Origin of the sequence: Bradyrhizobium sp. SZCCHNGR1005 (assembly GCF_032489995.1) — a bacterium.
Taxonomy (GTDB): Bacteria; Pseudomonadota; Alphaproteobacteria; order Rhizobiales; family Xanthobacteraceae; genus Bradyrhizobium.
In genome coordinates this window covers 428,956-443,449 of the sequence record NZ_JAUEZC010000002.1, presented here as the reverse complement: position 1 = coordinate 443,449, position 14,494 = coordinate 428,956, and the positions used below count along the sequence as shown (strand labels likewise).

Sequence of the window (14,494 nt, the reverse complement as noted above, 5' to 3'; positions counted from 1 at the left end):
GGATCGCCGGCCAAGGCATGCCCGCGAAAACAAATAGAGCGCGATAGCATGTCCCGGTGGGAGCCATCGCGCTCTAATCATTTCCATGCAGTTTGTCTATTGGCCTCTTCGGGCGGGTCGCCCGGCGATATGGAGCCGGGCTAACTGATCACACCTAGCGCTCTTCGGGCGCTTCGCGGTCGGCAATCTGCTCGACGAGGTCGACAATGCTGCGGCGAAGCTTGGAATCGTTGATCCGCGTAAATGCGCGGGTCAGGGCCAGGCCTTCGGAAGTCGCAAGAAAGTCGGACACGTAGGCCGGCGAAGCACCTTCGCCAAAGGCTTCTCCGTTAGTCCCGCCAGTTGGAACTCCTTCGAATAAGAACGACACCGGGATCTGCAGGACCTCGGAAATCTGCTGAATCCGGCTCGCACCAACCCGGTTCGTGCCCTTTTCGTATTTCTGTATCTGCTGGAACGTGAGGCCGAGAGCCTCACCGAGCTTTTCCTGGCTCATGCCCAACATGATACGGCGCATCCGCACCCGGCTGCCGACATGTTTGTCAACAGGGTTGGGCGCTTTCGTCGACATCTCTCAACTCCTTGAATGAGGCCCGGGGAATGAGGCGACCGCAGTATGCCTCAGGCGCAAATACCGTCAAACTCTGCTCAGAGTCCTAATCACGATGCGGGGTGAGCAGCGAATTGAACGGGATCGTACTGCCGCGCGAGAATGCGAATTGCAGCGGCAATCTGTCAACACTTGGAGTTTTGCTTGTCAAAAAAAATTCTTACGGACGTGACGAGAAACACCGATAGCTGCGTTCATGGAAGCTTTTGTGCAACGCTTCGGCGGATCACGACCATGAGGGACAGGGCGAACAGGATCACGAAGGCGAGATCGCCGCTGCGCGCGTAAGGTGTTGGCGGAATGGGCGCGGGCAGTGCGGAATCGAGAATGCCTTCGATCCCGAGATCTAATCGCGCGATCACGCGTCCTAATGGATCGATGACGGCGGAAATTCCCGTATTGGCCGCGCGAACCAGCGGCAAGCCTTGCTCGATGGCGCGCCACCTTGCCTGCTGCAGATGCTGATAGGGGCCGGTCGAAATTCCGAACCAGCCGTCATTCGTCAGATTGACCATCCAGCCGGCGCGATCATTCGATTCGCTAGCTATTTCATTGGGAAAGATCGCTTCATAGCAGATCAGCGGCAGCGCGCGCGGGGCATGCGGCACATCGAGGTTGCGCCGCACGGTCCCCGGAATGAAGCCGCCCTGCACCTTGGTTAATTGTTCGAGACCCAGCCGTTCCAGCAAGTTCTGGAGCGGCAGATACTCGCCGAATGGCACCAGATGCAGTTTGTCGTAGAGCGATACAACGCTGCCCTCATGGTCGATCACGTAGATCGAATTATAGGCGCGCGTTATTCGTGCATTTGGTGGCATGTCTGGTGCACGTACGGAACCGGTTATCAGCGCGGTGCCCGGCGGCAACAGATCGGCGATCTGCGCCATCGCATCTGCCTCGCGGGTCAGGAAGAACGGAAAGGCTGATTCCGGCCATATCAGGATATTGGTGTCGCGGACGCCCGTGGCGAGAGGTCCGGACGCGCGATCCGACAGGGCCAGGTATTTGCGCATCACCTCCGCTTTGGCCGAATAGTTGAATTTGACGTCCTGCTGCAGGTTCGGCTGCATGATCCGGAGCTTGACGTTGCTCGCAAAGGTCGTGGGGTGCAGGGATAGGCGGACGGCGCCGAAGATCCCCATGGCGGCCAGAACGGCGAGGGCGGCGAGGGGGATATGCCAGGGGACACGCTTACGTGCGGTGCGATCGATCAGCACTGCGGGGCTCGCAAAGATCGCGACCGCAACAAGCGTCATGCCCCAGAGCCCGATCAGTGCGGCCGACTGGGCCAAGGCCAGCGGCTCGGCCAACGCGTAGCCGAATGCATTCCAGGGGAAGCCGGTCAGCGCGTGGCCGCGCAGCCATTCGCTCGCGGTCAGGCCGACCGCGAGCGCGAGGATGCGGGTGGGGCCCCGCGTCCAGACCAGCCGCGCCGCGGCAAAGCCCAGCGCCGGGAACAGCGCGAGATAAGCGGGAAGCCCGAGCACGGCGAAGGGCATCAGCCAGGCGAAGGTCTGGGCGTCGACCAAGAAGGCGTAGCCGATCCAGTAAAGGCCCGGCACGAAATAGCCGAGACCGAACCAGAAGCCGGTCAGCGCCGCCGCCGGAACGCCCTTGAACCGCCCAGCGCCCGCGCCGTCGGTCAGCCAGACCATCACCGGGAAGGTGACGAACAGCACCGGCCAGGCATTGAACGGCGCCATCGCGAGCGCCGAGAGCGCGCCGGCCGCGAGCGCGATGCCTGCGCGCTTCCAACCCCAGGACAGAATGATTCCAAGCGCAAGCCCGCGCAACGTTGAAAGCATCGTCACTGCGAGCCTGCTCCGTCGCCGGCTTGCGGGCTGCTGCTGTCGTTGTTCGGTACCTGCCCCGCATCCGGCGGTTGCGCAGGTTCAGCAGGAAGGTCTGCGTCCGGCGCCGCTTCGCGCCGCCGGCTCTCGCGCTGGCTGCGCGGTGCGGGCCGGTCCTTGCGCGGAGCAATGCGCAGGCGCTTGACGCGCCGCGGATCGGCATCCAGCACCTCGACCTCGAAATTGCCCGGTCCGGAAATCAATTCGCCACGGACCGGCAGCCGGCCGACATGGTTCACGAGATAGCCGCCGAGTGTCTCGACTCCCTCGCCGGCCTCTCCGGTGACAAAGTCCTCCCCGATCACGGAGCGGACGTCGTCGAGGCTGGCGCGCGCGTCGGCAATGAAGGAGTTGTCCGGCTGGCGGACGATGGCCGGCGGCTGATCGCTATCATGCTCGTCGTCGATCTCGCCGACGATCTGTTCGACGATGTCCTCGATCGAGACCAGGCCATCGGTGCCGCCATATTCATCGACGACGAGCGCGAGGTGAATGCGCGAAGCCTGCATCTGCGCAAGCAGGTCGATCGCCCGCATCGAAGGCGGCACATAGAGCAGCTTGCGGATGATGTTGGCGTCCGCCAGCGGCATCGCGAGATCGACCAGTCGCAGGTCAAGGCCGGCCGGCAGCGGCTTCTTGCGCTTGGCCTTGACCGCCTCGGGCACGCGCGCCTGCGCCGTCATGAAGGCAAGCAGGTCGCGAATGTGGACCATGCCTTCGGGGTCGTCGAGCGTGTCGTTGTAGACGACGAGACGTGAGTGCGCGGCGCTCTCGAACAGGCTCATCAGTTCGCCAAGCGGGATGTCGCGCTTGACCGCCACGATGTCGGCCCGGTGCACCATCACGTCGGCGATGCGGCGCTCATGGAGATCGAGGATGTTGCGCAGCAGGGTGCGCTCGACGGCGGAGAAGCCGATATCGTCCGGCGTGGATGCGTCGAGCACGACCTGAAGGTCGTCGCGCACCGAATTTCCGGCCTTCCAGCCGAACAGACTGCGGATCGCGCGCAACAGCCAGTTGTCGCTCGGCGAACGTCCGGCTTCGCCCTGCGGCACCACGGCCGGCAAATTGCGCGTATTGCGCGGATTGTCGTGAATTGGCTCTGAATCCGTCATCGTCAATTCATCCGCTCCCGATCCGCGTAGGGATCGGGAATCCCCAGCTGCGCCAGGATCTCCCGCTCGAGCGTTTCCATCTCCTGGGCTTCTTCATCGGTTTCGTGGTCGTAGCCGATCAGATGCAGGAAGCCGTGCACTGTGAGATGACTCAAGTGATGATCGAATGGCTTTTGCTCCTCGTCCGCCTCGCGCCGCATCGTCTCATAGGCGATCGCGATGTCGCCGAGCATGCGCGGCGCATCGTCCTCGTCGCGCGGACCGGTCGGCTGCAGCGCGGGGAAAGAGAGCACATTGGTGGGCTTGTCGATGCCGCGCCAATTGCTGTTCAAGGTGCGAATGCCGGCGTCGTCGGTCAGCATCACCGCAATCTCAGCTTCGCCGACATCGGCGTCGACCGTCTCAGCCGCGGCGACGATCGCGCGCTGGATGATGGCTTCGGCCTCTGGCTGCTCTTGCCAGCAATCGGCGGCGACGATGACCTCGGTCGTTGGAAGAATACTTTGTGGCATCTCGGCTTTGGGTCTGTGCGAAGCGGACGCTGATTTGATGACGTGCGCTTGGCATCCTTGCTCCCGCGTCAGCGCTCCTTGGCGCCCTCATAGGCGGCGACGATGCGCGCCACCAGCTCATGGCGAATGACGTCTTCGCCGGTGAATTTCACCTGTGCAATGCCGTCGACGCCGTCCAGCAGCCGCGCGGCTTCCGCAAGGCCCGATGTCTGCCCGTTCGGCAGGTCGACCTGCGACGGATCGCCGGTGATGATCATCCGGCTGTTCTCGCCGAGCCGGGTTAGGAACATCTTCATCTGCATGGACGTGGTGTTCTGCGCCTCGTCCAGAATGATGGCGGCATTGGTCAGCGTGCGCCCGCGCATGAAGGCGAGCGGGGCGATCTCGATCTCGCCGGCTTGGAGCGCCCGCTCGACGATCCGCGCATCCATCAGGTCGTAGAGCGCGTCATAGATCGGCCGCAGGTAGGGATCGACCTTCTCGCGCAGATCACCGGGCAGGAAGCCGAGCCGTTCGCCGGCTTCCACCGCCGGGCGCGACAGGATGATGCGATCGACCTCCTTGCGCTCGAACAGCTGTGCGGCATGCGCAACCGCGAGCCAGGTCTTGCCGGTGCCGGCAGGTCCAACGCCGAACACGAGCTCATGGCGCTTCAAGGCGCGGATGTAGGAATCCTGCGCGGCGGTGCGCGCCCGTACCGGCCGCTTGCGCAAATTGATGCTCTCGAAGCCGGACTTCGCGCCCTTGGCGTCGAACTCGAACAGCGAGCCTTGCGCGACCACGGCGCGGATCGCACCATCGACATCGCCCTGTCCGAGATCATGACCCTGCACCGCCTGGGCGTAGAGCGATTCCAGCACGCGCCGTGCCGCATCGCAGCCATCACGCGAGCCGCCGATGGTGATGTGGTTGCCGCGGGAATCCACCACGACTCCCAGCCTCCGCTCGATCAGAGCGAGATTCTGGCCGTAGGGGCCGACCAGCGCGGAAGCTGCGCGATTGTCGTCAAAATCGATGACGACCTGTGCCTCGGGTGGAATGGACATGTTGCGATCGAACTTGCGGCTTGGAGCGAGCGAGGAGGAATCCGATGCGCTCTTGGGCAAGGGGTCAGGCTCCGATGATGACGGGGGATGCCGCAGCCTGCGTGTTCTGCGGCGCGGCCGGGCTTGTGAGCTCACCGAGCAGGCTGTAGCGCTCCAGGCTGTCGATTCTGATCGGCAGTACCTGCCCAATGATGTCAGGTGAGGCCATCACGTGTGCGGGCTGCAGATAGGCGGTGCGGCCGACGATCTGTCCGGGATTGCGCGCTGGCCGCTCAAACAGCACATCGACAACCGTACCGATCGCGGCCTTGTTGAAGGCCGATTGCTGGCTGTCGATCAAGGCCTGGAGTCGCTCCAATCGCGCGTCCATCTCGCTTAAAGACACCGTCTCCCGAATCTCCGCCGCCGGCGTGCCCGGTCGCGGCGAATATTTGAAGGAATACGCCGCAGCGTAGCCGATTTGTGCGACAAGCGCGAGAGTGGCGCGAAAATCTTCCTCGGTCTCGCCCGGGAAACCGACGATGAAATCCGATGAAAATGCAATATCTTGGCGCGCCGCCCGGAACCGGTCGATGACTTTGTGATAATCGATCGCCCGGTGTTTGCGGCTCATCGCCGCCAAGATCCGGTCCGAGCCGGATTGCACCGGCAGATGGATGAAGGGCATCAAAGCCGGCAGGTCGCGATGCGCGGCAATCAGGCTGTCGTCGACGTCGTTCGGGTGGCTCGTGGAATAGCGGATCCGTGCGAGCCCCGGAATCTCGGCAAGCCGGTACAACAGCCGGCCGAGCGTCCAACTCCGCCCGTCAGGGCCCTCGCCATGATAGGCATTCACGTTCTGCCCGATCAGGGTGATCTCGCGCACCCCGTTCTCGGTGAGGTCTCTGATCTCGTCGACGATCCTGCCGACCGGGCGCGACATTTCGCTGCCGCGCGTATAGGGCACCACACAGAAGGTGCAGAACTTGTCGCAGCCCTCCTGCACCGTCACGAAAGCCGAGACGCCGCGCGCGCGGATGGTCTCGGGCTTGGGCTTGGCGAGGTAGCCGAACTTGTCGTCGGCGGGAAATTCAGTGGCGATGGCGCGTTCCCCGCCGCCGGCACGCTTCAGGAGATCGGGCAGGTGGTGGTAGCTCTGTGGGCCGACCACGATGTCGACGACCGGCGCACGCGCAACGATCTCCTCGCCTTCGGCCTGGGCCACACATCCGGCTACCGCGATCCGCATGGTGCGGCCGCCCCGCGCCGCCTCGTCCTTGGCCAGCCGCAGCCGGCCGAGTTCCGAATAGACCTTCTCGGACGCCTTCTCGCGGATGTGGCAGGTGTTGAGGATCACCAGATCGGCGTCCTCAGCGCTTGCGGTCTCGACAAAGCCCTCAGGCTGAAGCGTATCCACCATGCGCTGGGCATCGTAGACGTTCATCTGGCAGCCATAGGACTTGATATGCAGCTTGCGCGGCGGCGTCATAAATCCCGCTTGGTTGGATCCTGATTCGCGGTGAATACGGCACCTATCCGGCGCCAAACCCGATGCGGCCTCAGATATAGTCTAACCGGCTGAAAATCCAGCGATCAGGGCGTTTTTGGCGCCCAATTGGCCGAGCAAGGCCGGCAATTTCGCCATATCGTCAAAGGTCAAGTGCGCGCCCGCCGCCTGCAAGGTCGCGCCATGGTCGGGCCGGCAATGGCTGCCGCCGTAGAACCCGAACACGGTCATCCCGGCGGCCACCGCGCCGGTCACGCCCGCTACGCTGTCTTCGACGACGAGGCAGCGGCCAGGGGCGGCCCGCATTTGTGCGGCCGCGAACAGGAACAGGTCGGGAGCGGGCTTGCCGTTCTGGACCTGCGAGGAGGAGAAGATATGCGGTGCAAAGCGGTCATAGAGGCGCGTGGCGCCCAGGCTGACCCGCATGCGCTGGTGCGAACCGGAGGAAGCGACGCAGGCCGGCACATCGAGCGCATCGAGCGCGTGCGCGATCCCTTCGATGGCCCGAAGGTCGGCCTCGAACGCGCCGAACAGCCGCTCCTGCAGCAGCACGTTGAAGTTGTCCGGCAGGCTGCGCCCCAGTTCGGCCTCGATTTCCAGGCGCGCCTGCTTGGCGGAGCGGCCCAGGAAGCGATCGAACACCTGATCGGCCGTGATCGGATAGCCGCATTGGCTGAGTACGTCGGCGTGGGCCTGACAGGAGATCACCTCGCTGTCGACCAAGACGCCGTCGCAATCAAAAATGACGAGATCGACAGGTGCGACGGAAGATGGCCGGATCAGTTGCTCGTTTCCTCTTCGAGCGGAACGCAATACAGCTCGAGCCGGTGGTCGACCAGCTTGTAGCCGAGCTTGCGCGCGATCTCCGCCTGCAGCTTCTCGATTTCTTCGGAGGTGAACTCTATCACCTTGCCGTCGCGCAGATTGATCAGGTGATCGTGGTGGCTGTCGCGCATCTGCTCATAGCGAGCGCGGCCTTCGCGGAAATCGTGCCGCTCGATGATACCGGCATCTTCGAACAGCTTGACGGTACGATAGACGGTCGAGATCGAGATCTTGTCGTCCACTGCGACGCAGCGCCGGTATAGTTCCTCGACATCGGGATGGTCAGCTGCTTCGGCCAGCACGCGCGCGATGACGCGGCGCTGCTCCGTCATGCGCATACCGGTCGCGGCGCAGCGCGCCTCGATATCGGAGGATTGCAGCACGGGTGTAACGGTTTTCAAGGACGTCATGGTCTCTCGCCTTAAGGGGTCCGCTTTCTGCCACCAAGCTCATACTACGACAAGTCCCGGCGCATCAGAAGTGCATTCAGTTGTTCCCCGCCGGGCTGCAGATAATAGCGTTCGCGCCGCCCCACGGTCGCAAATCCGGCCCGTTCGTAGAGACGTCGCGCTGGCTGGTTGTTCTCTTCGACTTCGAGGAACACCGTCCGTACGCCGCGGCCCGCTAAATGACCCAGATGCGTCAACAGCAGATGACGAGAAAATCCGCGGCCGCGCTGATTTGGGTCAAGTGCGACGGATAAAATCTCGGCTTCGTCGGCGCCGATGCGCGAGACGATGAAGCCGACGGTGCGCCGTCGCAGCCTCAGGCGGTGCACCAGTGTGTTGCGCTCGGCGAGCATGGCCTCGAACTCGCTCTCGCCCCAGCCGCGGTGGAATGACGCAGCATGGATCTGCGCGAGCTTCGCTGCATCGCGCAATGAGGCAGCCTCGACCGCCGGCTTGCCGCCCCCGCACAACAGTGAAAGCCAGCCCATCACGACGTTGCCGTCTGCGCGGCCGCGTGCGGTATTTCTGCAGGGAGCTTGACGTCAGGGGCCCGCAAGTAGAATGGGCGGGCGCTCGCGCGCTCGGGATCCGCCGCGGCCCCGAGCCAGGCGATCCACGTGATGTCGGGCGCGGCCTGCGTCTGGACACTCACTGGAGGCTCGGCATCGATCGGCCAGCGTTCGGCCAAGAGCTGGGCAGCGTTGCCGACCAGATGCACTGCACCAAACCGCGCGGCGGCCAGCGCCTCGCTGACCGGCGCCACCTGCGGTGCGACGAGTTCGTCGCCGCTGCCGGCGACCACTTGGTAATAGACCTGATCATGGCGGGCATCGATCGCCGAGATCACGGGATGCGGGCCATCCTCGCTGACGACAGGAGCCGCATAGGCCGACAATGTGGTGACGCCGACTACCGGCTTGTCGGCGGCCAGCGCAATGCCGCGCGCGGCCGACAGGCCGACGCGCAGCCCGGTAAAGCTGCCAGGGCCCGTCGTGACGGCGATGCGATCGAGCGCCGCGAAGGACATCCCCGACCGCTCCATGAGGCGTGCGATCATGGGCATCAGCGCCTCGGCATGACCGCGTTTCATCGGCTGTGATTCGAGGGCGCGCATCTTGCCCGTATCCGTGTCGAGCACCGCGGCAGCGCAATGATCCAGTGCGGTATCGATGGCGAGAATCAACATCGTGTCGGTGTGGTTGTCGCCCCGAGTCGGGGCGGCGGACGCCTCATCTCTGAGGCCAATGCGGTAAAGTTCGTTATTCTTACTGAATAGAACGGGCTCAATATCGCACCTCGGTGCGCCCGATGGAAGTCTAAATGGTTGAAAATATGGGGGATTAAGCCAAGATTCTGCGGGCGAACGGCCGCTTGAAGATGTTCGCCGGCGGGCGGGGAGCGATTGGGGAGCGGCGAATGGACGCAGCTCCCCAATGGCCTTCTTACATTGGGCGGACTTCGACCACTTCGGGCACGAAGTGCCGCAGCAGGTTCTGGATGCCGTGTTGCAGCGTCGCGGTCGACGACGGGCAGCCGGAGCAGGCCCCCTTCATGTTGAGATAGACGATGCCGTCCTTGAAGCCGCGGAAGGTGATGTCGCCGCCGTCATTGGCGACCGCAGGACGCACGCGCGTTTCGATCAGGTCCTTGATGATGTCGACCGTCTCGGCATCGGCCTCATCGTAGAATTCGTCGTCTTCGTCGGCGAGTTCGTCATTGGCTACGCTGCCGTCGGCGAGCAGCGGTGCGCCCGACATGTAGTGCTCCATGATGGCGCCGAGGATCGCCGGCTTGAGGTGCTGCCACTCGCCGCCGTCCTTGGTCACCGTGATGAAGTCGGCGCCGTAAAAGACCCCGGTAATGCCTTCGACGTCGAACAGGCGCGCGGCGAGCGGCGAACGCGCGGCGGCGTCTCGGCTGTTGAACTCCATCGTACCGGTCTCGAGTACGAGGCGGCCCGGGATGAACTTCAATGTTGCGGGATTGGGGGTAGCTTCGGTCTGGATGAACATGGTTTTCTCCGGCAGCGCCGGTTCAAGGCCGGCGTGTGGGGGCTTCTCTATCAGATGGCGCCTGCGGGCGCACGATCAAGACAGCAGGCCGGCTATGCCAGCGCGTCGATCTCGGCATCCTTGAGGTCGCCCGGCACGATCAGCACCGGAATCGGGAACGTGCCGACGGTATTGGTGACTTGCGTGATCAGGGGACCTGGCCCCTCCGCGCCGGAATTGGCCGCCAAAACCAGAACCGCAATGTCGGCATCGGCTTCGATCGTGGTCAGGATCTGCTCGGTGGGGTCGCCTTCGCGAATGACCCGTTCCGGCGGTCTGGCGCCGGCGGCAGCCGCCAGCGCCGTGCCGCGATCCAGCGCGGCGTTCGCCTCGTCATGGGCCTCCGCCCGCATGAGGTCGGCGACACCCAGCCATTGCTGGTTCTGGTCCTCGGTCTCGATGATGCGCAGCATCACGATGCCGCCGCTGCTGCGGATCGCCCAGCGGCTCGCATAGCGCAGCGCGCGGTCCCACTCTGCGCTGTCGTCGACGACAACGAGGCATTTCGGCGTGTGCCCGGTCTGATAGCTCTGCCGCTGAGGGGACATCGATGCTTCGCTCGCTCGAGGTCGTCCGACGTCAAACGGCATCATGCTGCCATAACCGGCGCCGCTTTGGGAGGGCTGCCCTCGGGCGCGAGGGCGGCCCTCATGCCGCCGAGGTTCAGCGCTTGCGAATGAAGCCGACGATGTCCTTGGCCGTCTGCATCGTCTCGCTGGCGATCGCCATCGCGCGCTCGCCGCCGTCGACCAGAACGGAATCCACGTAGCCGGGGTCCGCCGTGAGCCGCTTCATCTCGGCCGCGATCGGCGCGAGCTCGGCCACGCACAGCTCCACCAGCGCGTTCTTGAAGCTGGAGAATTGACCGCCGCCGAATTCGCGCAAGACGTCCGCCTTGCTGCGGTTCGACAGCGCGGCGTAGATGCCGACCAGATTGTCGGCCTCGGGTCGTGGTTCCAGACCCTTCTCCTCGGTCGGCAACGGCTCCGGATCGGTCTTTGCCTTACGGATCTTCTGCGCGATCGTGTCCGCATCATCCGTCAAGTTGATGCGCGAATAGTCCGAGGCATCAGACTTCGACATCTTCTTGGTTCCGTCGCGCAGCGACATCACGCGCGTCGCCGGCCCTTGGATCAACGGTTCCGGCATCGGAAAAAACACGCCGTCGCCAAAGCCGTTGCTGCGGATGGACTCGCCGAAATCATTGTTGAACTTCTGTGCGATGTCGCGCGCCAGCTCCATGTGCTGCTTCTGGTCTTCGCCGACGGGCACATGGGTGGCGCGGTAGAGCAGGATGTCGGCCGCCATCAGCACCGGGTAGTCGTAGAGGCCGACCGAGGCGTTCTCGCGGTCCTTGCCGGCCTTCTCCTTGAACTGGGTCATGCGGTTGAGCCAACCGATGCGCGCGACACAGTTGAAGATCCAGGCGAGCTCGGCATGGCCCGAGACCTGGCTCTGGTTGAAGACGATATGCTTCTTCGGGTCGATGCCGGCTGCAATGAATGCCGCCGTCACCTCGCGCGTCGCGCGCGGCAGTTCCGCCGGGCCGCCCCATACATCGACCGGCATCGTGATCGCGTGCATGTCGACGACGCAATAGATGCAGTTGTGGGTCTCCTGCATCTTCACGAAGTTGACGATGGCGCCGAGATAATTGCCGAGATGCAGATTGCCGGTCGGCTGGACGCCCGAAAAAACCCGTTCCACGAAAGCCATGGTCGATATTCCCTGCAGATTTGCTGCGTCGTTTGGCACGAGCGCCCTAAACGTGCAAGTCGCGGGGCGGCTTTCGCCGGATCGCCCGGATGGTTTCGCGCCAGCCGATGACGCCGAGTACCCGAAGGAGCACGCCGTAGACGGCCACCGCCGTCGCAATCAGCGCCAGCAGGACGATCGCCCGGCTCAGAACGTGCTGTGGAGGGTGCGCGCCCGTGACCGTCGTTGCGAGCCAAAGCGCGCCGCCCATGATGATGGCGGCGAGCACGATGCGCGGCAGCCGGCGCCGTGACGCCGGCTGGATCGCAAAGCCGAAGCGTGCCGCGCCGCGCCGGATCAGCACCAGCGTATTGGCCCAGGCGCCGAGCGCCAGCCCCGCCGCGATGCCGCCGGCACCCAGCACTTGCCCGAGCAGGAAGCCCAGCGCGATCGCGGCGCCGGACCCGATCAAGGTGGCTCGCAGCGGTGTCTGCGTGTCGTTGCGCGCGAAGAAGCCGGGCGCGAGTGCTTTGGTGAGGACCTGCGCAGGCAGCGCCGCCGCAAGCCACATCAGGATGCCCGAAGTGGCGGCCGTATCCTCGGGGGTGAACGCGCCATGCTCGAACAGCAAGGCGACGATGGGATGGCTGAGCAGCATCAGTCCCAGGGTTGCAGGCAGAGCCAGGCCGATCGTGAGTTCGATGCCGCGCGATTGCGCCTGTGCGATGGCCGTCTTGTCGCCTGCATGGACGGCGCGCGTCAGCTCCGGCACCAATACGGTCCCCATCGCGACGCCGACAATGCCGAGCGGTAGTTCGATCAGGCGGTTGGCGAAATAGAGCCAGGACACCGCCGAGCTCTGCGCCGAGGCGATGATCGCTCCTGCCACTGCAAGCAACTGCGGCGCCGCGCTGGCGATCATGCCGGGAAGCGCCTTGCCGATGAAAGCGCGAAGCTCAGGATCGAGCGAGATGCGCAATGGTCTTGCGTCATTGCGGCCCCGGTGCAGCAAGAGGATCAGGAGCTGCAGCAGGCCGGCGACACCGACGGTGGCCGCCAGCATCGAAGCCGCAAACGCCGGCTCGCCGGGCACGACGAGCAGCGCGATCGTCGCGGCGATCAGCACGAGATTGAACAATAGCGGCGAAAACGCCGTCAGCGCAAAGCGCCCGTGGGTACTCGCGAGCGCGAGCAGCACCGTCGAAGGTCCGGCAAAGGCGAGATAGGGCAGCATCAGCCGGGCGTCATCGACGGCGATGGTCAGTGTCTCCTCGCCCGCGAAGCCGGGCGCGAGCACGGTCATGACGACTGGCATTAGGAGTGCCAGCAGCGCTGCGGTGGCGATAACTCCGGCGCTGAACGTGGCGAGCACACGGCCGGCGAAGGCGGCCGCCGCGGCCGCGCCTTCGTTCTGACGCAGTCGCAGCCAGGCCGGCACCAGCGCAGCGTTGAGCGCACCCTCGGTCAGCAATCTGCGGATGACGTTGACCAGTTGGAACGCGGCAAGAAAGGCGTCGGCGACGGGGCCGGTGCCGAGTAGCGCGGCCATCAACGAGTCCCTGACGAAGCCGAGCAGCCGCGAGGCCAGTGTCCCCGAAGCCATGGTGAGAAAAGATCGGATCATCGGGCTTCTATAGCAGCACGGCTTGTGATAGGCCCCAGCCTTTCGCAATCGCCGCAGACGGGGCCGGTGGATGACTGACGCAAAGTTCGACGTTCTCGCGATCGGTAACGCCATTTTCGACGTGCTGGCGCAGACCGACGAAGGTTTCCTCGCCAAGCACAGCATGGCCAAGGGCAGCATGACCCTGATCGACGAGGCGAGGGCGGCCGCAATCTACCGCGACATGGGTCCGGCCACGGAGATGTCCGGGGGATCGGCTGCGAATACCATCGTAGGGCTCGCGAGCTTCGGTGCGCGCACCGCCTATGTCGGCAAGGTCAAGGACGACCAGATCGGCAAGATGTACACCCACGACATCCGCTCCGCCGGCGTGGTGTTCGACACCCTGCCTGCCGCGGACGGCCCGGCCACCGGCTGCACCTACATCCTGGTGACGCCGGACGGCGAGCGCACCATGAACACCTATCTCGGCGCGGCCCAGAAGCTGACGCCTAACGACATCGATGCCGGGCAGATTGCGGCTTCGCGCATCACTTATCTGGAAGGCTATTTGTGGGATCCGAAGGATGCCAAGGATGCCTTCGTGAAGGCTGCCACGATCGCGCATGATGCGGGACGCGAGGTGGCGCTGACCTTGTCGGACGCGTTCTGCGTCGATCGCTATCGCGGCGAGTTTCTTGACCTGATGCGCGGTGGCACTGTCGATATCGTGTTCGCCAACGAGGCTGAGCTGCACTCGCTGTATCAGACCTCGGATTTCGACGGCGCGCTGAAGCAGCTGCGTGAGGACGCCACGCTCGGCATCGTCACCCGCAGCGAGAAGGGATGCGTCGTCGTCTCGAATGACGGCGTGATCTCGGTACCGGCGTTTTCGATCGACAATCTCATCGATACCACCGGCGCGGGCGATCTGTTCGCGGCCGGATTCCTGTTCGGCCTGGTGCGCCAGGCTGGCTATGAGAACGCCGGCCGGCTTGGCGGTCTCGCAGCCGCCGAGGTGATCCAACATATTGGCGCGCGGCCGCAGCTCTCGCTGAAAGAGCTTGCCGAGCAAAACGGTCTGCCGGTTTAGACGGAAAACTTGAAGCTGCCGATCCTGGCACGTGATGCCCGGGCTGGTCCCGGGCATCAACGTCTTCGCTCTATGCTCGTGCGTCGGTGGCCGGGCCGCGGCCTCGCCGAGTCGGCTTTGGCCGCGCAGGCGGATCGAGCCCGGCCATGATGACCCCGG

Annotated in this window: 15 protein-coding genes; 1 reads left to right on the top strand and 14 read right to left on the bottom strand. The window is 64.3% G+C overall.

The features are described from left to right. Positions 1-154: 154 nt before the first annotated feature. From QXZ85_RS08150 to murJ, 14 genes are all read right to left on the bottom strand, one after another. Positions 155-571 carry a helix-turn-helix transcriptional regulator gene (locus tag QXZ85_RS08150; RefSeq protein WP_315702374.1) on the bottom strand — a complete coding sequence of 139 codons (417 nt, stop codon included), beginning with the start codon at positions 569-571 and terminating at the stop codon, positions 155-157. Between the two features lie 233 nt (positions 572-804). Continuing rightward, complete coding sequence (gene lnt / locus QXZ85_RS08145; RefSeq protein WP_315703149.1) at positions 805-2,415, bottom strand: apolipoprotein N-acyltransferase; 1,611 nt, start codon at positions 2,413-2,415, stop codon at positions 805-807. A 2-nt stretch (positions 2,416-2,417) separates the two neighbouring features. After that, positions 2,418-3,575 (bottom strand): hemolysin family protein, encoded by a 1,158-nt coding sequence (locus QXZ85_RS08140; protein ID WP_315702375.1) that lies wholly within the window; start codon positions 3,573-3,575, stop codon positions 2,418-2,420. A gap of 2 nt (positions 3,576-3,577) precedes the next feature. Further along, on the bottom strand, positions 3,578-4,087 hold the full coding sequence (gene ybeY, locus QXZ85_RS08135) for an rRNA maturation RNase YbeY (protein ID WP_315767733.1): 510 nt from the start codon (positions 4,085-4,087) through the stop codon (positions 3,578-3,580). Between the two features lie 68 nt (positions 4,088-4,155). Beyond that, positions 4,156-5,193 carry a PhoH family protein gene (locus QXZ85_RS08130; RefSeq protein ID WP_315702377.1) on the bottom strand — a complete coding sequence of 346 codons (1,038 nt, stop codon included), beginning with the start codon at positions 5,191-5,193 and terminating at the stop codon, positions 4,156-4,158. 4 nt (positions 5,194-5,197) lie between these two features. Next, a complete protein-coding gene (miaB, locus tag QXZ85_RS08125) occupies positions 5,198-6,601 on the bottom strand; it encodes a tRNA (N6-isopentenyl adenosine(37)-C2)-methylthiotransferase MiaB (RefSeq protein ID WP_315702378.1) in 1,404 nt (467 codons plus the stop codon). Between the two features lie 81 nt (positions 6,602-6,682). After that, on the bottom strand, positions 6,683-7,399 hold the full coding sequence (locus QXZ85_RS08120) for an HAD family hydrolase (RefSeq protein ID WP_315767756.1): 717 nt from the start codon (positions 7,397-7,399) through the stop codon (positions 6,683-6,685). Next, the gene (locus QXZ85_RS08115; RefSeq protein WP_315702379.1) at positions 7,399-7,854 is read right to left on the bottom strand and encodes a Fur family transcriptional regulator; all 456 of its coding nucleotides are present in this window, start codon (positions 7,852-7,854) and stop codon (positions 7,399-7,401) included. The genes QXZ85_RS08120 and QXZ85_RS08115 overlap by 1 nt, the downstream gene beginning before the upstream one ends. Before the next feature lie 44 nt (positions 7,855-7,898). Beyond that, positions 7,899-8,381 (bottom strand): ribosomal protein S18-alanine N-acetyltransferase, encoded by a 483-nt coding sequence (gene rimI, locus QXZ85_RS08110; protein WP_315702380.1) that lies wholly within the window; start codon positions 8,379-8,381, stop codon positions 7,899-7,901. After that, positions 8,381-9,079, bottom strand: a complete 699-nt coding sequence (tsaB, locus tag QXZ85_RS08105) for a tRNA (adenosine(37)-N6)-threonylcarbamoyltransferase complex dimerization subunit type 1 TsaB (protein ID WP_315702381.1) — start codon at positions 9,077-9,079, stop codon at positions 8,381-8,383. Before tsaB ends, rimI begins: the two co-directional genes overlap by 1 nt. Before the next feature lie 256 nt (positions 9,080-9,335). Next, positions 9,336-9,905 (bottom strand): NifU family protein, encoded by a 570-nt coding sequence (locus QXZ85_RS08100; RefSeq protein ID WP_315702382.1) that lies wholly within the window; start codon positions 9,903-9,905, stop codon positions 9,336-9,338. Positions 9,906-9,997: 92 nt separating this feature from the next. Further along, complete coding sequence (locus tag QXZ85_RS08095; protein ID WP_315702383.1) at positions 9,998-10,492, bottom strand: universal stress protein; 495 nt, start codon at positions 10,490-10,492, stop codon at positions 9,998-10,000. Positions 10,493-10,607: 115 nt separating this feature from the next. Continuing rightward, positions 10,608-11,660 carry a tryptophan--tRNA ligase gene (trpS, locus tag QXZ85_RS08090; RefSeq protein ID WP_315702384.1) on the bottom strand — a complete coding sequence of 351 codons (1,053 nt, stop codon included), beginning with the start codon at positions 11,658-11,660 and terminating at the stop codon, positions 10,608-10,610. Positions 11,661-11,706: 46 nt separating this feature from the next. Beyond that, positions 11,707-13,263: a murein biosynthesis integral membrane protein MurJ gene (gene murJ / locus QXZ85_RS08085; protein ID WP_315747545.1), complete on the bottom strand. Its 1,557-nt coding sequence runs from the start codon at positions 13,261-13,263 to the stop codon at positions 11,707-11,709. A gap of 70 nt (positions 13,264-13,333) precedes the next feature. On the opposite strand from murJ, the gene QXZ85_RS08080 reads away from it, so the two are divergent. Next, on the top strand, positions 13,334-14,335 hold the full coding sequence (locus tag QXZ85_RS08080; protein WP_315743530.1) for an adenosine kinase: 1,002 nt from the start codon (positions 13,334-13,336) through the stop codon (positions 14,333-14,335). The last annotated feature ends 159 nt before the right edge of the window (positions 14,336-14,494 follow it).